Source organism: Streptomyces sp. NPDC055400 (assembly GCF_053644375.1).
Genome location: NZ_JBSHLM010000011.1, coordinates 241,110 through 260,332 on the forward strand (window position 1 = coordinate 241,110; position 19,223 = coordinate 260,332).

A 19,223-nucleotide genomic window follows, 5' to 3' on the forward strand; every position below is an offset into this window, starting at 1 on the left:
CCACGTGGGCAGGCTCGGTCGAGGCCACGTTAGGGACGGGGAGCCCGGGCCGGATGCTCAATACAGCGCATCGCCGGTGGGGGATCGAAAGAGATCGAAAGCCCTGCCGCACCGGCGCGCGGCGCCTGCGACACGGCGCGGGGGCCGGGGCGTTGGCCCCGGCCCCCGCGGTGTCCGACCCGCGGTCACCACTCGACGTGCATCACGCGCGGAGCACGAATGATCATGTCCGCCTTCCATTCGACGTCGCCGCTGAGCCGCAGGCCCGGCATGCCCTCGACGAGGGCCTTGAGCGCCTCCTGCAGTTCCACCCGGGCGAGGTGCGCGCCCAGGCAGTGATGGGCGCCGTGGCCGAAGACCATGTGCCGGTTGTCGGCACGGTCGATGACGACCTCGTCGGCGTGGTCGAAGACGAGGCCGTCGCGGTTCACCGCGCTCGTGTCCACGATGACCGGCTCGCCCTCGCGCACGAGGACACCGCCCACCGTCATGTCCTCGAGCGCGTACCTCGGAGAGATGCCGTTCGCGGCGAACGGGACGAAGCGCAGCAGCTCCTCGACGGCCGCGGGAATCGCCTCGGGGTCCGCGCACAGCCGCGTCCACAGCTCGCGGCGCTGCTGGAGCACGTGGACGAAGCTCGAGATCTCACTCGCCGTCGTCTCGAATCCGCCGATGAGGATCGAGATGCACAGGCCGATGAGCTCCGGCTCGGCGAGCCGGTCGTGGGCGTCGCGCGCCTCGATGAGGGCGCTCGTCAGGTCGTCCCGCGGCTCCGCGCGGCGCTCCTTCACCAGGTCCTCGAAGTACTTCTGCAGATCCATGAAGCTCTGCACACACTCTTCGTCGGTCAGTTCGCCCGTGGACAGCGCCGCGTCGCACCATCCCCGCAGCCGGGTCCTGTCGTCCTCCGGTACGCCGAGGAGCTCGCAGATCACGGTGACGGGGATGGCCAGCGCGTACGAGCCGACCAGCTCGGCGGGCGCGCCGCCGGCCTTCATGTCGGCGACGAGCCCGGCGGCGAGCTCGCCGATCCAGGCCCGCTTGGACTCGATGCGCCGGGGGGTGAAGGCCTTGGAGACGAGCGTGCGCAGGCGCGTGTGGTCCGGGGGGTCCATCGTCAGGATGCTCTCGGGCACGGCCCGCGGCGTCATGCGCGGCTCGTCGCGCTGGGTGGCCATGTGCCGGGAGAACCGCCGGTCGGTCAGGACGAAACGCGCGTCGTCGTACCGCGTGACGAGCCACGCGGGCTCGCCGAACGGCAGCTGCACGCGGATCGGGTCGCCGTCCTCGAAGAGCTTGGCGTACGACTGCGAGAGTTCGAGTCCCTCGCTTCCGGTGAAGGGGTACGCGACCGGTGCCGGCTTCTCGGTTTCCACTTCGGTACTCAACTTCGACTGCCTCCTCGGAAATGCCCGCCGTGACGCGGCGTCACGCTAACGGCCCGGGCCGCGGCGGCCTGCTCAATCCGGAGCATCGGGCGCAAGTACCGGGCGGGATACTCCGCACATGACTCAGATGCGGATTCAGGCCACCTTCGTCGTCGACGTCTGGGACGGCACCGACGACGATCAGGTCGACGGCGGCCCGGTCACCGGTCGCGTCGAACTGACCAAGACCTACACGGAAGGCGATGTGAAGGGCTCGGCCACCGGTCACATGGTGACCACCCAAGGTCCGGGCGGCGCGGCCTATGTGGCGCAGGAGCGGGTCACCGGAATCATGGGCGGCCGCACGGGGACGTTCGTCCTGGAGCACCGGGCGACGCAGGTCCCGGGCACCGACCCGGTGACGTGGGCGGGCATCGTGCCGGGATCCGGCACCGGCGAACTGGCCGGCGTCAGCGGCGAGGGCTCACTCGGCCACGGCACGCTCGACCTCCAGGTCGAGTTCGCCGCCGACGGGGCCGCGTAGTCCTCGGCACCAGGGGCCTGACACCCACCGAGGACCGTTCAGCCCTTCCCGGCGGCCGCCAGGATCTTCTCGGAGGTGTGGAAGAACCGCCCCGTGGCCTGGACCCCGAAGCTCTTCTCGATGGCGGGGACCGGGTTGACGGGGCGGCCGTTGACCAGCCGCCACCGCACGTAGGCCGTCGCCCCGCAGGCGCCGAGGACTTCCCAGTCGCCTTTGGCGGAGCGCAGCGGGAACTCGCCGTCCGTCAGCGGGCCCGAGCCGTAGACCATGGAGAACCGCTCGTCCGGGGCCGGCTGCCGGCCCACGAACGGGGAAGCTGCCAGCTCCGCGCGCAGTTCGTCACGCGTGCGCAGGATCGTGGGGACCTCGAACCCGAAGGTCTCGGCGAGGCCGGCCTCCACGCGCTCGACGATGCGGGCGCGATCGTTTCCCGCGCCGGTGAAGAAGGCGTTCCCGCTGGCGATATAGGTGCGCGCGCCCCTGAATCCCAGCTGGGTGAGCACCTCGCGCAGGCGGGCCATCTCGACCTTGCGCCCGGGGACGTTCACGGCCCGCAGGAAGGCGATGTACGTCGGATCGGTCTCGGTGGGCCTCATGTGCGGGCGGATTCCTTCCTCGTTGCCGGGTCGCACCCGGCCGGAGCCGGGCGCCATGCTCTCACGCGTTTCAGAAGGTCCGCTCGGCCACCGGGAAGCGGTTGTGCGCGGCGTTGCAGCGGGTCAGGTCATCGACGAATACGTCGAGGAGAGGCCGTTCGTCCGGGTGCCAGGGGAAGTGGCCGCCGGGGAGGCGGCGGACGCGGAAAGAGCGGCGGGTGTAATCGCGCCAGCCGCTCAGGTCCGCGCCCCGCACCGTGGGGTCGTCCTGCCCCGCCAGGGCCGTGACGGGGGCGTGCACCGTGTTGTCGAGTCCTTCCTCGTACGACTCCGCGAGCGCGAAGTCGGCTCGCAGCACCGGGAGTTGGAGCCTCGCCAGGCCGGCCACACCGAACGTGCCGGGATGGATACGGGGGTGGTGGCCGGCGCGGGCCAGGAACTCCTCGTCCGGCAGGTGCCCGATGGGCTCCTCGCGCGGGGGCAGGTGGGGCGCCGGGTACCCGGAGACGTACAGCCGCTCGGCGACCAGTTCGTGGTCCCACTCCAGACGGGCCGCGATCTCGTAGGCCAGTACGGCGCCGAAGCCGTGGCCGTACAGCGCGAAGGGCCGGTCGCACAGGCGGGCCACGGTGCGCGCCAGATCGTGCAGCAGCGGCTCCAGGCGGCGGCCCGGCTCCTCCCGCATCCGGCTTCCGCGCCCCGGCAGTTCGAGGGGGGTGACGGCGATGTGCGGCTGGAGACGCTCGCACCACGGCAGATAGACGTCCGCCGAGGCACCGGCGTACGGCAGGCAGAACAGGCGCACCGACGTGCCGGTCATGCGGAGGCCGCCGGGGTGGGGGTGGGGGCGATCGACGCTTCGGGCACGGTGGTTCCCCTCTCGGTCCACAAGCCCTTGCGCAGGGCTTTTCCTGCCGCCGGACCCTACGGAGGAAATGCGTCAACTCCCGTTCTCTGTAGGGGATTTGGCGGTCGGCCCCGAGCGCTTCTGGACTGCGGGTCGATCTCCGTGCCGCGGCGCCGGCCCGCGTCAGGCCGGGGCGCGCCGCCCCGAAGGGCTCCGGGTGAAGACGCCGGCGGACGCGGCGAGGGCCGCGCTGCGGGCCGCCTCGTCGGGCAGGAGCGGGTCGGGTTCGGCTCGCAGCAGGACCAGCTGGTGATAGAGCGGCGCCGTGGCGGCGACGAGCAGGGGGCGTGCGGCGGTGCCCGGCGCGGCGTCCCCGCGCGCGACGGCCCGCGCGACGGTGACCTCGCAGCGCGTGTAGCGGTCGTCCCAGAACCGGCGCAGGGCGCGGGCGGCCTGTTCGGAGCGGAAGGACGCGGCGATCAGGGCCGCGGTGACCGACGGCTGCTCGGACAGGGCCGTCTGGATGTCGTGGTTCAGCGCCGCCAGATCGCCGTACAGCGTGCCGGTGTCCGCGGGCTCCCAGTCGTCGCCCGTGCCGGCGTCCAGTACGTCGGCGAGCAGCCCGCCGACGTCGCCCCACCGCCGGTACACCGTGGTGCGGTGCACCCCCGCGCGGTCCGCGACGGCGTCCACCGTGAGCGCGTCGTAGCCGTGTTCGACCAGCTGGGCACGGACCGCGTCGAGCACCAGGGCCCGGTTCCGCGCGGTGCGGCCCCCGGGGCGCCGGAGCGGGGGCGCTGGAGCGGCAGAGTCGGTATCCGGTATTCCGGTTGCTGGGGGCGGCGGCGGCATGACAGCATCTTAATGCAACTGATGTCGGACTAGTGGAGTCGTCGATGATCTTCCGAAGTGTTCGCCCGGCCCCGCGGCCCGTGCCGGCCGCTCCGTCCCCGAATGCTTCGGAGTCCTCACATGCCTACGCAGATCACCGTCCGGTCCGTCAGCAAGTCCTTCGACGACCGGCTGGTCCTCGACGCGGTGACGTGCTCGCTCCCCGCGGGTGAGCGCGCCGGGATCATCGGGGAGAACGGCTCCGGGAAGAGCACCCTGCTGCGCCTGCTGGCCGGGCGCGAGCAGCCGGACCAGGGCAAGGTCGTCGTCCAGGCCGACGGCGGCGTCGGCTACCTCGCCCAGGACGAACAGCTCCCTGCGTCCGCCACCGTCCAGGATGTGATCGACCGGGCCCTGGGCGACCTGCGCGCCATGGAGGAGCGCATGCGTCACCTGGAGGCCTCGATGGCCGACGGCGACGAGAGCGGCATGGCCGAGTACGGGGACCTGCTGACGGTCTTCGAGCTGCGCGGCGGCTACGACGCGGACGCCCGCGTGGAGCGCGCCCTGCACGGCCTCGGCCTGGGCCTCCTCGACCGCGACCGCACCGTGGACGGCCTCTCCGGCGGCGAGCAGGTGCGCCTGCGCCTCGCGGCCGTCCTGGCCGCCGGCCCCGAGGTACTGCTCCTCGACGAGCCGACCAACCACCTCGACGAGGACGCCCTGACCTGGCTGGAGGACCACCTGCGCACCCGGCGTGGCACCACGGTGGCGGTCTCCCACGACCGGATGTTCCTCGAGCGGGTGGCGACGAGCCTGCTGGAGGTGGACCCGGACCGTCACGGCGTCGTGCGGTACGGCAACGGCTACGCCGGCTTTCTCGCCGAGAAGGCGGCGGCCCGCGAGCGCGCCGCCCAGGCACACGCGCAGTGGCAGGCCGACGTGGCCCAACTGCGCGAGGCCGCGGCGACGACCGCCCGGCGAGTGGCACCGGGGCGGGCGATGAAGGACGGCAACAAGATGGCCTACGACCGGGCGGCGGGCCGGGTGCAGCAGTCCCTGGCCAGCAGGGTGCGCCAGGCCGAGGAACGGCTGCGCCGCCTCCTCGCCGACCCGGTGCCCTCCCCTGCGGAGCCCCTGCGCTTCGCGCCCGTGCTGCGGGCGGCACGTGTGCAGGGCTCCGTTCTCGACGCGGCCGGCATCGGTGTCACCGGCCGGCTCGACCGCATGGACCTCACGGTCGCGGCGGGCGAGCGGCTGCTGATCACCGGGCCGAACGGGGCGGGCAAGACCACCTTGCTGCGCGTCCTGGCCGACGAGCTGGCGCCGGACACCGGTTCGGTCACCCGCCGGGGCCGGATCGACTATCTCCCGCAGGAGCCCGGTCCCGGCCGGCCCGGCGAGAGTCTGCTCGCCGCGTTCGCGCGGGGCCGCTCCGGGCAGGCCGCGGAGCACCGCGAACGCCTGCTGTCCCTCGGCCTGTTCGACGCCGAGCAGCTCACGGTCCCGGTGCGGGGCCTGTCCACCGGGCAGCGCCAACGTCTCGCCCTGGCGCGGCTCGTGACGCAGCCGTCGGACGTGCTGCTGCTCGACGAGCCCACCAACCATCTTTCGCCCGCACTCGTCGAGGAACTCGAAGCAGCCCTGGCCGGATACGACGGCGCTCTCGTGGTCGTCAGCCACGACCGTCTGCTCCGGCAGCGCTGGCAGGGTGCCCGGCTCACCCTGTCGACGCGTGCGCCACAGGCCGTCCGGGTCTGAGACACGGACGTTCAGGCGTCCACACGCACCAACTCGCAAGGAGTCACCCATGATCCAGTCCAGCCCCGCGATCAAGCAGGTGTCCGTCGCGGACCCTCAGTTCCGTCCGGCCCCTACGACGTCACCACCGGGCCGGACGACGCGTTGTGGGTCACCCTGATCCACAGCGGGGGCATCGCCCGCCTCACACCCGACGGCGGACTCGACCTCCATGCGCTCGACTCCCCGGTGTGCGGCCCCTCGGTCATCACGCCGGGCCCCGACGGGGCCCTGTGGTTCACCCGTGGGCAGGACCACCGCATCGGGCGGATCACGGTGTCGGGGCAGGCGACCTCCTTCGCCGCCGCGACGCCGGACAGCAGCCCCTACGGCATCGCCGCGGGCGATGACGGAGCGCTGTGGTTCACCCAGTTGTACGCGGACCGGATCGGCCGTATCACCGTGGACGGCAAGGTGACCGAGTTCCCGCTGCCCTTCAAAGGCGCGTTTCCCTCGGCCATCACAGCGGGGCCCGACCGGGCGCTGTGGTTCACGCTGAACCGGGCGGACGCCGTGGGGCGCATGGATCTCGGCGGGGAGGTCACGGTCCACCCGCTGCCCACCGAGCACGCGGCACCGGTCGGCATCACCACCGGCGTGGACGGCGCTGTGTGGTTCGTGGAGATCGGCGCCGGGCAGGTCGGACGGGTGGGCACCGACGGCGGGGTCCGGGAGTTCCCTCTCCCGGACCGCGCGTGCCGGCCGCACGCGATCACCGCCGACCCCGCCAGAGGCGTCTGCTGGTTCACCGAGTGGGCGGCCGGCCGCATCGGGTCGATCACGCCCGGCGGCCGCATCGAGGAGTACGACCTCCCGGACCGCGACGCCGAACCGCACGGCCTCACGGTGGCGCCGGACGGTGCGCTGTACGTCGCACTGGAGACGGGGCGGATACTGCGGATGGAGCTCTAGGGGATACCCCCTGGCACCGGCCTGTTCTTCCCGGAAACGCTCTTCGCCCCCGGCCGACGGCGCGGGGGCGAAGCCTTGCGTTCACAGCGTCCGGTCACCGGGGCTGTTCACCAGGACTGTTCAAGGCGTGACCTCCTCACCGCGGACCTCCTCCGGCGTGGTGTCGCGCAGTTCACCGTCGAGCAGGACCCAGCGGGTGATCCCGATCGACTCCAGGAACGGCACGTCGTGACTGGCCACGATCAGGGCTCCCTCGTAGGACGAAAGGGCCGAGGTCAGCTGGCGCACGCTCGCCATGTCCAGGTTGTTCGTCGGCTCGTCCAGCATCAGGAGCTGGGGCGCCGGCTCGGCGAGCATCAGGGCGGCGAGGGTCGCGCGGAAGCGTTCGCCGCCGGACAGGGTCGCGGCCTGCTGGTCGGCACGTGCCCCCTTGAACAGGAAGCGGGCGAGGCGGGACCGGATGCGGTTGTTGGTCGCCTGCGGTGCGAACCGCGCCACGTTCTCGGCGACGCTCAGAGCCTCGTCGAGCACGTCGAGCCGCTGGGGAAGGAAGCGCAGCGGCACGTGCGCCACGGCCTCCCCCTCGACGGGTTCGAGCTCACCGGTGATGGTGCGCAGGAGCGTCGTCTTGCCCGCCCCGTTGCGCCCCACGAGCGCGATCCGCTCGGGCCCGCGCAGCTCGAACTCGCCCTGCACGCGGGCGCCATGGGCGAGGTGCAGTTCGCGCAGGGTCAGTACGGTGCGCCCGGGTGGCACCGCGGTGTACGGCAGGTCGACATGGATCTCGTCGTCGTCGCGTACCGCGTCCACCGCCTCGTCGAGCCGGTCCTTGGCCTCGGCGAGTTTCTCCTCGTGCATGATGCGGTGCTTGCCGGCGGCGACCTGGGCCTGTCGTTTGCGCTCGCCCATGACGACCTTGGGCTCGCGTTTGGTGTCCCACATCTTCTGTCCGTAGCGCTTGCGCCGCGCCAGCTTGACCTGTGCGTCGGCCAGTTCGCGCTTCTGCTTCTTCAGGTCCGACTCGGCGACCCGCACCATGCGCTGCGCCGCCTCCTGTTCGGCGGCGAGGGCCTCCTCGTAGGCGGACAGGTTGCCTCCGTACCAGGTGACCTCACCGCCTCGCAGGTCGGCGATCTGGTCGACGCGTTCGAGGAGTTCACGGTCGTGGCTGACCAGGACCATCACGCCGGACCATGCCTCGACGGTGGCGTACAGGCGCCGCCGGGCCCGCAGGTCGAGGTTGTTGGTGGGCTCGTCCAGGAGCAGTACGTCGGGCCTGCTCAGGAGCAGGGCGGCGAGGCGCAGGAGCACCGACTCGCCGCCGGACACCTCGCCGATGGTGCGGTCCAGGCCGATGTGGCCGAGGCCGAGGCCGGACAGCATGGCGACGGCGCGTTCCTCGACGTCCCAGACGTCGCCGACGGCGGTGAAGTGTTCCTCGCTGACGTCGCCCGCTTCGATGGCGTGCAGTGCGGCGCGGGCCTCGGCGATGCCGAGGGCCACGTCGACGCGCAGGGATGTGTCGAGGGTGACGTTCTGCGGGAGATAGCCGACCTCTCCGGTCACCCGGACGGTGCCGGAGGCGGGGATCAGCTCCCCGGCGATCAGCTTCAGCAGGGTTGATTTTCCTGACCCGTTGAGGCCGATGAGCCCGGTGCGGCCGGGCCCGAAGGCGACCTGCAGGTCCTCGAAGACGGGCGTGCCGTCCGGCCAGGCGTAGGTGAGGCCGGCGCAGGTGATGGAGGTGGGGCCGGAGAAGTTCGGGTGGGTGGTCATGGGGCCTCGCGGTTGCTCGGTGCGAACGGTGGTGGGGATGCAACGCGTTCGAGACACCGTGGGCGCGGCGACGACAGCAGGAGATGCCGGATTCCGGACCGCGGCGTTATGGGCGGCGGTGCGGGGAGGGGGACGGCTCGTGACGTCGAGGTCGCACACGGGAGCGTCCGCAGTGCCGGGATGTACGGCGTGGGCTGCGTGACGCGACGGTGACTCGGGACCTCAGACGAGCAACGTCCTTCTCCTATCGACGGCAGCAGAATCGCTATACAGCGTATAGCGATGGGTGGGGGATGTCAACGACTCGCTCTCGACGATGCGCTCCATAGCTCTGCGCTCCATGCGCTCAGTAGCGATAGTGGTCCGGCTTGTACGGGCCGTCGACCTCTACCCCGATGTACGAGGCCTGCTCGGGACGCAGCGTCGTCAGCTTCACGCCGAGGGCGTCGAGGTGCAGGCGGGCGACCTTCTCGTCGAGGTGCTTGGGAAGCACGTAGACATCGGTCGGGTACTCGTCGGGCTTGGTGAACAGCTCGATCTGGGCCAGCGTCTGGTCCGCGAACGAGTTGGACATCACGAAGGACGGGTGACCCGTCGCGTTGCCCAGGTTCAGCAGACGCCCCTCGGACAGGACGATGAGGACCTTCCCATCCGGGTACGTCCAGGTGTGGACCTGCGGCTTGACCTCGTCCTTGACGATGCCCGGCGTCTGCGCCAGACCGGCCATGTCGATCTCGTTGTCGAAGTGGCCGATGTTGCCCACGATCGCCTGGTGCTTCATCTTGGCCATGTCCGAGGCCATGATGATGTCCTTGTTACCCGTCGTGGTGACGAAGATGTCGGCCTTGTCCACGACCTCGTCGAGCGTCGCCACCTGGTAACCGTCCATCGCCGCCTGCAGCGCGCAGATCGGGTCGATCTCCGTGATGATCACCCGGGCACCCTGACCGCGCAGCGACTCGGCACACCCCTTGCCCACATCGCCGTAGCCGCACACGACGGCGGTCTTGCCGCCGATCAGCACGTCCGTGGCACGGTTGATGCCGTCGATGAGGGAGTGCCGGCAGCCGTACTTGTTGTCGAACTTCGACTTCGTCACCGCGTCGTTCACATTGATCGCCGGGAACAGCAGGGCGCCGTCCCGGTGCATCTCGTAGAGACGGTGGACACCGGTCGTGGTCTCCTCCGTCACGCCGCGGATCTCCGAGGCCATGGCCGTCCAGTCGAGTCCGCTGCTGTCCAACAGGGCGCGGACCACCGCGAGTTCCTCGTTCTCGGCCTCGGGCAGGATCCCCGTCTTGCGGTACTCGACACCCTTGTGGACGAGGAGGGTGGCGTCGCCGCCGTCGTCGAGGATCATGTTCGGGCCGGTGTGGCCCGGCCACGTCAGCGCCTGCTCCGTGCACCACCAGTACTCCTCCAGGGTCTCGCCCTTCCAGGCGAAGACCGGGATACCGGCGGCGGCGATCGCGGCCGCCGCGTGGTCCTGGGTGGAGTAGATGTTGCAGGAGACCCACCGGACGTCGGCGCCGAGGGCGACGAGGGTCTCGATGAGGACGGCCGTCTGGACCGTCATGTGCAGGGACCCGGTGATCCTGGCACCCGCCAGCGGCTTGGCCGCCGCGTACTCCTCGCGGATGGACATCAGGCCGGGCATCTCGTGCTCGGCGAGGGTGATCTCCTTGCGGCCGAAGCCGGCGAGGGACAGGTCGGCGACCTTGAAGTCCGTGAAGTCAGCGGGCGGCTGCGAGGGCATGTGTGCTCCTTGAGGTACGGATGCTCTGGATGTTCTCGTGGATCTCGAGCGTCGCGGTGGACCGGTTGAGGGTGATGTAGTGCAGCCCGGGCGCTCCCTCGGCGAGCAGCCGTTCGGCCATGGAGGTGGCGTACTCCACGCCGATGCGATGTCCCTCGGCCGGGTCACCGGCGGCCGCTTCGAGGCGGTCCGCCAGTGCGGCGGGGAAGCGGGCGTCGGACAGCTCGGCGAAGCGGCGGATCTGCCGCACGTCGGTGGCCGGCATGATCTCCGGGATGATCGGGGTGTCGCAGCCGGCCGCCGTGACCCGGTCGCGCAGCCGCAGATAGTCCTCCACGTCGAAGAACATCTGGGTGACGGCGTAGTCGGCGCCGGCCCGGCACTTGGCGACGAAGTGGCTGATGTCGCTGTCCCAGTCGGGCGAGCGGGGATGCCGCTCGGGGAAGGCCGCGACGCCGACGCTGAAGCCGCCCAGGTCCCTGACGAGCCGGACCAGTTCATGGGCGTGCGTGAACCCCTGGGGGTGCGGTGTCCACGGCGCGTTGGGGTCGCCGGGCGGGTCGCCGCGCAGGACGAGCACATCACGCACGCCCGCGTCCGCGTACTGGCCGATGATGTGGCGCAGTTCGGCCACCGAGTGCCCCACGGCGGTCAGATGGGCGACCGGGCGCAGGGTGGTCTGGGCGGCGATGCGCTTGGTGACCTCGACGGTGCGGTCCCGGGAGGAGCCGCCCGCGCCGTAGGTGACGGAGACGAACGTCGGCGAGAGGGCTTCGAGGCGGCGGATCGCCTGCCACAGCATGCGGCTGCCGGCCTCGGTCCTGGGCGGGAAGAACTCGAAGGAAAAGGTCGGGGCGCCGCTCGCCAGAATGTCGCGCAGCGTGCTCAATTGCGGCCTCCGGCGTTGAAGTAGCTCGCTTCGGGGTGGTGCAGGACGATCGCGTCGGTGGACTGCTCGGGGTGCAGCTGGAACTCCTCGGAGAGCTGGACGCCGATGCGTTCCGGTGCGAGAAGCGTGGCGATCTTGGCCCGGTCGGCGAGATCGGGACAGGCCGGGTAGCCGAGCGAGTAGCGGCAGCCCTGGTACTCGGTTCGGAACATGCCGTCGAGCAGGTCCGGGTCACCGCCGCCGATACCCAGCTCGGAGCGGACGCGCGCGTGCCAGTACTCGGCGAGCGCCTCGGCCAACTGGACGGACAGGCCGTGCAGTTCGAGGTAGTCGCGGTACGCGTTCGCCTCGAAGAGCTTGGCGGTCTCCTCACCGATCCGGGAACCGACCGTGACCACCTGAAGACCCACCACATCGGTCTCGCCCGACTCCTCCGGGCGGAAGAAGTCCGCGAGACACAGGCGGCGGCCGCGGCCCTGGCGGGGGAAGGAGAACCGGGACAGCTCCGAGCCCGCCTCGTCGAGGAGGATGAGGTCCTCGCCCTTGGACACGCACGGGAAGTAGCCGTGGACCACGGCCGCTTCCAGCAGGTTGTCCGTCTGCAGCCGGTCGAGCCAGCCGCGCAGGCGCGGGCGGCCCTCGGTCTCCACCAGCTCCTCGTACGTGGGCCCGTCCCCGGTGCGCGCCTGCTTGAGCCCCCACTGCCCCTTGAACAGCGCGCCCTCGTCCAGCCAGGACGCGTACTCCTTGAGCTGGATGCCCTTGATGACGCGGGTACCCCAGAAGGGCGGCTCGGGGACCGGATTGTCGACGGCCGTGTCGGAACGCGCCGGCCCCTCTTCCGGCCGCTCCTCGATCTGCACGCCGCCCGCCTTCACCCGGCGCTGCTTCAGCTCGGGAAGCGTGGCGCCCGGCACACCCCGCTTGACGGCGATGAGAGCGTCCATCAGGCGCAGCCCCTCGAACGCGTCACGCGCGTAACGGACTTCACCCTCGTAGATCTCATGGAGGTCCTGCTCCACATAAGCGCGGGTCAGCGCCGCACCACCGAGGATCACCGGGAAGTCGGCTGCCAGCTTGCGCTGGTTGAGCTCCTCCAGGTTCTCCTTCATGATCACCGTCGACTTGACCAGCAGCCCGGACATACCGATGACGTCGGCCCTGTGCTCCTCGGCGGCCTCCAGGATCGCGGAGACGGGCTGCTTGATGCCCAGATTCACCACGTTGTAGCCGTTGTTCGACAAAATGATGTCGACCAGGTTCTTGCCGATGTCATGAACGTCACCACGCACCGTGGCCAGGACGATGGTGCCCTTGCCCTCCGCGTCGGACTTCTCCATGTGCGGCTCCAGACAAGCCACCGCGTTCTTCATCACCTCGGCGGACTGCAGCACGAACGGCAACTGCATCTGACCCGACCCGAACAGCTCACCGACGACCTTCATACCGTCCAGGAGCGTCTCATTGACGATGTCCAGCGCCGGACGGGACCGCAGCGCCTCGTCGAGATCGGCCTCCAGACCGTTCTTCTCACCGTCGATGATGCGCCGCTTGAGCCGCTCGTCCAGCGGCAGCGCGGCCAGCTCCTCGGCCTTGCCCGCCTTGAGAGACTTCGCGGTGGCACCCTCGAACAGCGCCATCAGCTTCTGCAGCGGGTCATAACCCTCCGCGCGACGGTCATGGATCAGATCAAGGGCGGTGGTGACCTGCTCGTCGTCGAACCTGGCGATCGGCAGGATCTTCGACGCGTGCACGATCGCCGAGTCCAGACCCGCCTTCACACACTCGTCCAGGAACACCGAGTTCAGGAGAATGCGGGCGGCCGGATTGAGACCGAAGGAGATGTTCGACAGACCCAGCGTCGTCTGCACCTCCGGGTGACGCTTCTTCAGCTCCCGGATCGCCTCGATGGTCGCGATGCCGTCCTTGCGCGACTCCTCCTGACCCGTACAGATCGTGAAAGTCAGGCAGTCGATGAGGATGTCCGACTCCCGGATACCCCAATTGCCGGTCAGATCACCGATCAGACGCTCGGCAATGGCGACCTTGTGCTCGACCGTGCGGGCCTGGCCCTCCTCGTCGATCGTCAGCGCGATCAGCGCCGCGCCGTGCTCCCGCGCGAGCCGGGTCACCTTCGCGAAACGGGACTCGGGACCGTCACCGTCCTCGTAGTTCACCGAGTTGATGACCGCACGACCACCGAGCTTCTCCAGGCCCGCCCGCAGGACCTCGACCTCGGTCGAGTCCAGGACGATCGGCAGCGTGGACGCCGTCGCGAAGCGACCCGCCAGCTCCTCCATGTCCGCCACGCCGTCACGGCCCACATAGTCCACGCAGAGGTCGAGCATGTGCGCGCCCTCGCGGATCTGATCCCGGGCCATCTCCACACAGTCGTCCCAGCGGCCCTCCAGCATCGCCTCACGGAACTTCTTCGAACCGTTCGCGTTCGTCCGCTCCCCGATCGCCATGTACGAGATGTCCTGACGGAACGGAACCGACTGGTACAGCGAGGCAGCGCCCGGCTCGGGACGCGGCTCACGCACGGCGGGCGACAGGCCACGGACGCGCTCGACGACCTGGCGCAGGTGCTCCGGGGTGGTACCGCAGCAGCCGCCCACCAGGGACAGGCCGTAGCTGTGGACGAAGTTCTCCTGCGCGTCCGCCAGTTCGGGCGCGGTCAGCGGGAAGTAGGCGCCGTCCTTGGTCAGCACCGGCAGTCCCGCGTTCGGCATGCACATCAGCGGCGTCGTCGAGTGCTGCGCGAGATGGCGCAGGTGCTCGCTCATCTCGGCCGGGCCGGTCGAGCAGTTGAGGCCGATCAGGTCGATGCCCAGTGGCTCCAGGGCCGTCAGGGCCGCCCCGATCTCCGAGCCGAGCAGCATCGTGCCGGTCGTCTCGAAGGCCAGGGAGCAGATCAGCGGCAGTGTGACGCCCAGTGCCTCCATGGCCCGGCGGGCGCCGAGCAGACCGGCCTTGGTCTGCAGCAGATCCTGTGTCGTCTCGACGATCAGTGCGTCGGCCCCGCCCGCGATCAGGCCCTCGGCGTTCTGCTGGAAGCCGTCGCGCAGGACGTCGTACGTGATGTGCCCGAGCGTGGGCAGCTTGGTGCCGGGGCCCATCGAGCCGAGCACCCAGCGCTGCTGTCCGGTGCTCGTGGTGAACTCGTCGGCGACCTCGCGGGCGATGCGCGCGCCGGCCTCGGAGAGCTCGACGATGCGGTCGGCGATCTCGTACTCGCCGAGGGCCGAGGAATTCGCGCCGAACGTGTTCGTCTCGACGCAGTCCACGCCCACCGAGAAGTACGCCTCGTGGACGGAGCGCACGATGTCGGGGCGGGTGACGTTCAGGACCTCGTTGCAGCCTTCGAGATCCTGGAAATCCTCCAGGGTGGGGTCCTGCTCCTGCAGCATGGTGCCCATCGCGCCGTCGGCCACGACCACACGGGTGGCCAGGGCTTCGCGGAGGCCGGCCACGCGGGCGCGGCCGGACAGGGGTGGTGTGCCGGTCATGCCGTGCCCCCGAGGCAGCCCGCGAGCGGCTGTGCCGCTTCGGTTCCGTACGCCCGCGCCACCGTGTCGAACAGAGCGGCCCTGTCCACGCGGTAGGTCTGCGAGCCGACCGTGGCCAGCGCCCGCGCGGCCAGGGCGCAGCCGAGCCGGGCCGCCGTCACCAGGGGCAGGTCCCGGGCCACGGCGCCGAGGAAGCCGGCCCGGAAGGCGTCACCCACGCCCGTCGGGTCGGCCACCGGCACCCCGGCGACGGCGGGCACGGTCAGCGGGGGCCGTCCCCCGCTCTCGACGAGGGCGCCGCGGTCGCCGAGCGTGGTGATCCAGGTGCCCACCCGGGACAGGACCTCCTCGCGCGACCACCCCGTGCGCTCGAGGAGCAGCGCGGCCTCGTACTCGTTGGTGAAGAGCCAACGGGCGCCGGACACCAGCTCCCTGACCTGCGGGCCGTCCAGACGGGCGAGCTGCTGGGACGGGTCGGCCGCGAAGGCGACCCCGAGTTCGCGGCACTGCCGGGTGTGGCGCAGCATCGCCTCCGGGTCGTTGGGGGCGACCACGACCAGGTCGAGTCCGGCGACCGGTACGGGCAGCCGGGTGAGGTCGATCTCGCGGGCCTCCGCCATCGCGCCGGTGTAGAAGGACGCGATCTGGTTGGAGTCGCGGTCCGTGGTGCACATGAAGCGGGCGGTCTGCCGCTCGTCGGACACCTGGACTCCGCCGGTGTCGACGCCGTTCTCCTTGAGCCACACCTCGTACTCGGCGAAGTCGGCGCCGACGGCACCGACCAGCAGGGGTTCGAGGCCGAGGCCGCCGAGGCCGAAGGCGATGTTGGCGGCGACCCCGCCGCGCCGTACGTCGAGGCTGTCGACGAGGAACGACAGTGAGACATGGTCCAGTTGATCAGGGATCAGCTGGTCCGCGAACCGGCCGGGGAAGACGGTCAGATGGTCGGTGGCGATCGAGCCTGTCACCGCTGTACGCACGTTGGCACTCCCGTCGGGGCGACGTGACCGGTCAGATACCGGCCGCGGCCCTGAGTTGGGGGGCGCGGTCGGTCCGCTCCCAGGTGAAGTCGGACAGTTCGCGGCCGAAGTGGCCGTACGCGGCGGTCTGCGCGTAGATCGGGCGGAGCAGGTCGAGGTCGCGGACGATCGCGGCGGGGCGCAGGTCGAAGACCTCCCTGACGGCCTGCTCGATGCGCGTCTGGGCCACCCTGCCGGTGCCGAAGGTCTCGATGAACAGGCCGACCGGCTCGGCCTTGCCGATCGCGTACGCGACCTGGACCTCGCACCGGTCGGCGAGTCCGGCCGCGACGACGTTCTTGGCGACCCAGCGCATCGCGTACGCGGCGGAGCGGTCGACCTTGGACGGGTCCTTGCCGGAGAAGGCGCCGCCGCCGTGGCGGGCCATGCCGCCGTACGTGTCGATGATGATCTTGCGGCCGGTCAGGCCGGCGTCGCCCATCGGGCCGCCGATCTCGAAGCGGCCGGTCGGGTTGACCAGCAGACGGTACTCGTCCGTCTCCAGCTTGATCCCGTCCTCGGCGAGCCGGGCGAGCACGTGCTCGACCACGTGCTCCTTGATGTCGGGGGTGAGCAGGGTGTCGAGGTCTATGTCGGGCGCGTGCTGCGAGGAGACGACGACGGTGTCGAGGCGCACCGGCCGGCTGCCCCGGTACTCGATGGTGACCTGGGTCTTGCCGTCGGGGCGCAGGTACGGGAGCGTGCCGTTCTTGCGGACCTCGGTGAGGCGGCGCGACAGGCGGTGGGCCAGTTCGATGGGCAGCGGCATCAGCGTCGGCGTCTCGTTGGTCGCGTAGCCGAACATCAGCCCCTGGTCGCCCGCACCCTGCCGGTCGAGCTCGTCGCCGTCGGCGGCGGCGCCCTCGACGCGGGCCTCGTAGGCGACGTCGACGCCCTGTGCGATGTCCGGCGACTGGGCGCCGATCGACACGGAGACGCCACAGGACCCGCCGTCGAATCCCTTGGCCGAGGAGTCGTACCCGATGCCCAGGATGGTGTCGCGCACCAGCTGGGCGATCGGCGCGTACGCCTTGGTGGTGACCTCGCCCGCGATGTGCACCTGGCCGGTCGTGATCAGGGTCTCGACGGCGACGCGTGAGGCCGGGTCCTCGCGCAGCAGGGCGTCCAGAATCGTGTCGCTGATCTGGTCGGCGATCTTGTCGGGGTGGCCCTCGGTGACGGACTCCGAGGTGAACAGATAGGAGGACATGTTTCTCCAAAGAGTCTGGGGAGGACGGTGCGTCAGACCGTGCCGGTGGCGTACCGGCTCGCGGGACGGCTCAGTCCGAGCCGGGCCCGCAGGGTGGTGGCCGCCGGCTGCGGAGCGCCGACGCGGCGCAGCGCGGGGGCGGTCGTGGTGAGGAACGGGTCGTGCGCGCCGCTCAGCGCGACGGTGAGGCCGTCGGCGCCCGAGGCGGCCAGCAGGCCCTCGGCGTCGGCGTGGTCGAGCAAGGGGACGAGGACCTTGGCCCCCGGCGCCGACGACCGTACGGCGGGAACGTCCGCGGGGTCGTCGAGCAGGACGAGATCGGCGTCCGCGGCCAGCGCGGGGCCCCGCACGGCGACGACGGGGTGTCCCTGGGGCGGGCGGGCGACGTTGAGCGGACCGGCCACGTCGAAGTGGCGTCCGCGGTGGTCGAGTCGGTGGATCGTGTCGAGGCGCCAGTACTGGCCGTCGGCGCGGTCGTGGACGTACGCGTCGTCGTCGAAGCTGTCCCACAGCCCACGGGCGACCTCGATCAGTTCGGCCGTACGGCCCTCGGCATCGGCGGCGCCCGCCAGCCAGCCGGTGCGGCCCCGGCCCAGGTGGTCGAGCGAGGCGACGATCCGGGCCACGTGGTAGGGCGCCTGGTCGGCGGGGAGCGGGGAGACGATCAGGCCGATGCGGTCGGTGCGCGCGGCGAGGGCCGCGGCGAGCGTGGTCGCCTCGAACGGGGCCTGGCGGCCGGGCGCCCCGGCCGCGTCGTCGAGGATCAGCGCGTCGAGACCGGCCGCCTCCGCGGCGCGTGCCACGGCGGTGAGCCCGTCGAGTGTCGGTGCGTCCGTGCCGTGCGTGGCGATCCGGCCGGCCAGAAGGGGGGTGGTCATGCGGTGGCTCCTGCCGTGGTGCGGTCGGCCGGGCGCCCCGGCGCGGGGGCGTCGAGGCCGAGGTTCTCGCGCAGCGTGCCGCCCTCGTACGAGGTGCGGTACAGGCCGCGGCGCTGGAGCTCGGGGATCACGTGGTCGACGAAGTCGTCGGCGGAGCCCGGCAGATACGGGAAGTCGATGTTGAAGCCGTCGGCGCCGCGCCCGGTGAACCAGCTCTCCATGTGGTCGGCGAGCTGCTCGGGCGTGCCGACGACGATGTCGCCCATCAGCCGCAGGGCGAGCTGCCGGATGGACAGGTTCTCGCTGCGGGCGAGCCCCACCAGGCGCTCGGTCGTCGACTGGGACTGGTTGGTGTACGGGATGTCGGGCACGGGGCCGTCGATCGGGTACGCGCTCAGGTCGACGTCGCCGAGGAAGTCCTGCAGCGTGCGCAGCGCGACGTGGTCGTGGGTGAGGTCCTGGAGCTCCTGCAGGCGCGCCTGCGCCTCGGCCTCGGTGGCGGCGACGATCGGTGCGAGGGTCGGCCACACGAGGACCTTCTCCGGGTCGCGCCCCTGGGCGGCCACACGCTTCTTGAGGTCGGTGTAGAAGCTCTGGGCGTCGGGGAGCGTGTTGTGCCTGGTGAAGATCACCTCGGCGTGGCGGGCGGCGAACTCCCGCCCCACGGGCGACGATCCGGCCTGGATGATGACGGGGCGGCCCTGCGGCGGGCGGGCGATGTCGAAGGGGCCTTCGACGGTGAAGTGCTCCCCGTGGTGGCCGATGGGGCGCTCGCCGCTGTCCCAGAGCTGCTTGACGACGTCGATGAACTCCTCGGCGCGCCGGTAGCGCAGGCCGTGTTCCAGGTGCTCGGGGAAGCCGAAGTTCGCGGACTCCCAGGGGGCGGCGGAGGTGACGACGTTCCAGCCGGCGCGGCCGCCGCTGAGGTGGTCGAGGGAGGCGAACCGGCGGGCGATGTGGGCCGGTTCGTTGTAGGTCGTCGTCGCGGTGGCGCACAGTCCGATGTGCTCGGTGGCGGCGGCGTACGCGGCGAGCAGCGTCAGCGGCTCGAAGTGCTCGGTGCGCGAGGTGCGGCACAGCGAGTCGAGGCGGGTGCCCCACACGGCGACGATGTCGGCGATGAACACCGCGTCGAACAGGCCGCGTTCCAGGGTCCGGGCGTTCTTCTTGTGGAACTCGAAGTCGAGCTGGGCGTCCGCCTGGGTCGACGGATGGCGCCAGGCGGCGACGTGACCGCCGGGGCCGTCGATGATGCCGGCGAGGGTGATGCGCCGACGGGGTGTGGTCAT

15 protein-coding genes are annotated in these 19,223 nt (G+C 70.9%); 3 read left to right on the forward strand and 12 right to left on the reverse strand.

Annotated elements, in window-relative coordinates; all coding sequences use genetic code 11:
• Positions 1-185 precede the first annotated feature (185 nt).
• Positions 186-1,388 carry a cytochrome P450 gene (locus ACWIGU_RS28285; RefSeq protein ID WP_454404510.1) on the reverse strand — a complete coding sequence of 401 codons (1,203 nt, stop codon included), beginning with the start codon at positions 1,386-1,388 and terminating at the stop codon, positions 186-188.
• A 118-nt stretch (positions 1,389-1,506) separates the two neighbouring features.
• Between ACWIGU_RS28285 and ACWIGU_RS28290 the strand changes: the two genes are divergently transcribed.
• Positions 1,507-1,911, forward strand: coding sequence for a DUF3224 domain-containing protein (locus tag ACWIGU_RS28290; RefSeq protein ID WP_454404511.1), 405 nt, complete (start codon positions 1,507-1,509; stop codon positions 1,909-1,911).
• A 38-nt stretch (positions 1,912-1,949) separates the two neighbouring features.
• Here the strand turns inward: ACWIGU_RS28290 and ACWIGU_RS28295 are convergent, their stop codons facing one another.
• The 3 genes from ACWIGU_RS28295 to ACWIGU_RS28305 form a co-directional block, all read right to left on the reverse strand.
• Positions 1,950-2,507: a DUF1697 domain-containing protein gene (locus ACWIGU_RS28295; protein WP_454404512.1), complete on the reverse strand. Its 558-nt coding sequence runs from the start codon at positions 2,505-2,507 to the stop codon at positions 1,950-1,952.
• A 70-nt stretch (positions 2,508-2,577) separates the two neighbouring features.
• Complete coding sequence (locus ACWIGU_RS28300) at positions 2,578-3,327, reverse strand: thioesterase II family protein (RefSeq protein WP_454404513.1); 750 nt, start codon at positions 3,325-3,327, stop codon at positions 2,578-2,580.
• 210 nt (positions 3,328-3,537) lie between these two features.
• Complete coding sequence (locus tag ACWIGU_RS28305; RefSeq protein ID WP_454404514.1) at positions 3,538-4,206, reverse strand: TetR/AcrR family transcriptional regulator; 669 nt, start codon at positions 4,204-4,206, stop codon at positions 3,538-3,540.
• A gap of 120 nt (positions 4,207-4,326) precedes the next feature.
• Here ACWIGU_RS28305 and abc-f point away from each other — a divergent pair, with 120 nt between their 5' ends.
• Together abc-f and ACWIGU_RS28315 are read left to right on the forward strand one after the other, a co-directional pair.
• A complete protein-coding gene (abc-f, locus tag ACWIGU_RS28310) occupies positions 4,327-5,946 on the forward strand; it encodes a ribosomal protection-like ABC-F family protein (protein WP_454404515.1) in 1,620 nt (539 codons plus the stop codon).
• Positions 5,947-6,090: 144 nt separating this feature from the next.
• A complete protein-coding gene (locus tag ACWIGU_RS28315) occupies positions 6,091-6,897 on the forward strand; it encodes a virginiamycin B lyase family protein (protein ID WP_454404516.1) in 807 nt (268 codons plus the stop codon).
• 120 nt (positions 6,898-7,017) lie between these two features.
• Here ACWIGU_RS28315 and ACWIGU_RS28320 read toward each other — a convergent pair whose 3' ends face one another.
• The 8 genes from ACWIGU_RS28320 to ACWIGU_RS28355 form a co-directional block, all read right to left on the reverse strand.
• Entirely contained in the window at positions 7,018-8,673 is a 1,656-nt protein-coding gene (locus ACWIGU_RS28320) for an ABC-F family ATP-binding cassette domain-containing protein (RefSeq protein ID WP_454404517.1), read from the reverse strand.
• Positions 8,674-9,019: 346 nt separating this feature from the next.
• A complete protein-coding gene (ahcY, locus tag ACWIGU_RS28325) occupies positions 9,020-10,429 on the reverse strand; it encodes an adenosylhomocysteinase (RefSeq protein ID WP_454404518.1) in 1,410 nt (469 codons plus the stop codon).
• Complete coding sequence (gene metF, locus ACWIGU_RS28330) at positions 10,407-11,318, reverse strand: methylenetetrahydrofolate reductase [NAD(P)H] (protein ID WP_454404519.1); 912 nt, start codon at positions 11,316-11,318, stop codon at positions 10,407-10,409. The genes ahcY and metF overlap by 23 nt, the downstream gene beginning before the upstream one ends.
• Positions 11,315-14,827, reverse strand: a complete 3,513-nt coding sequence (metH, locus tag ACWIGU_RS28335) for a methionine synthase (RefSeq protein ID WP_454404520.1) — start codon at positions 14,825-14,827, stop codon at positions 11,315-11,317. The genes metF and metH overlap by 4 nt, the downstream gene beginning before the upstream one ends.
• On the reverse strand, positions 14,824-15,807 hold the full coding sequence (locus ACWIGU_RS28340; protein WP_454404521.1) for a carbohydrate kinase family protein: 984 nt from the start codon (positions 15,805-15,807) through the stop codon (positions 14,824-14,826). The genes metH and ACWIGU_RS28340 overlap by 4 nt, the downstream gene beginning before the upstream one ends.
• 31 nt (positions 15,808-15,838) lie before the next feature.
• The gene (gene metK, locus ACWIGU_RS28345; RefSeq protein ID WP_454404522.1) at positions 15,839-17,056 is read right to left on the reverse strand and encodes a methionine adenosyltransferase; all 1,218 of its coding nucleotides are present in this window, start codon (positions 17,054-17,056) and stop codon (positions 15,839-15,841) included.
• 32 nt (positions 17,057-17,088) lie between these two features.
• On the reverse strand, positions 17,089-17,934 hold the full coding sequence (locus ACWIGU_RS28350) for an LLM class flavin-dependent oxidoreductase (protein WP_454404523.1): 846 nt from the start codon (positions 17,932-17,934) through the stop codon (positions 17,089-17,091).
• On the reverse strand, positions 17,931-19,223 hold the full coding sequence (locus tag ACWIGU_RS28355) for an LLM class flavin-dependent oxidoreductase (RefSeq protein ID WP_454404524.1): 1,293 nt from the start codon (positions 19,221-19,223) through the stop codon (positions 17,931-17,933). The genes ACWIGU_RS28350 and ACWIGU_RS28355 overlap by 4 nt, the downstream gene beginning before the upstream one ends.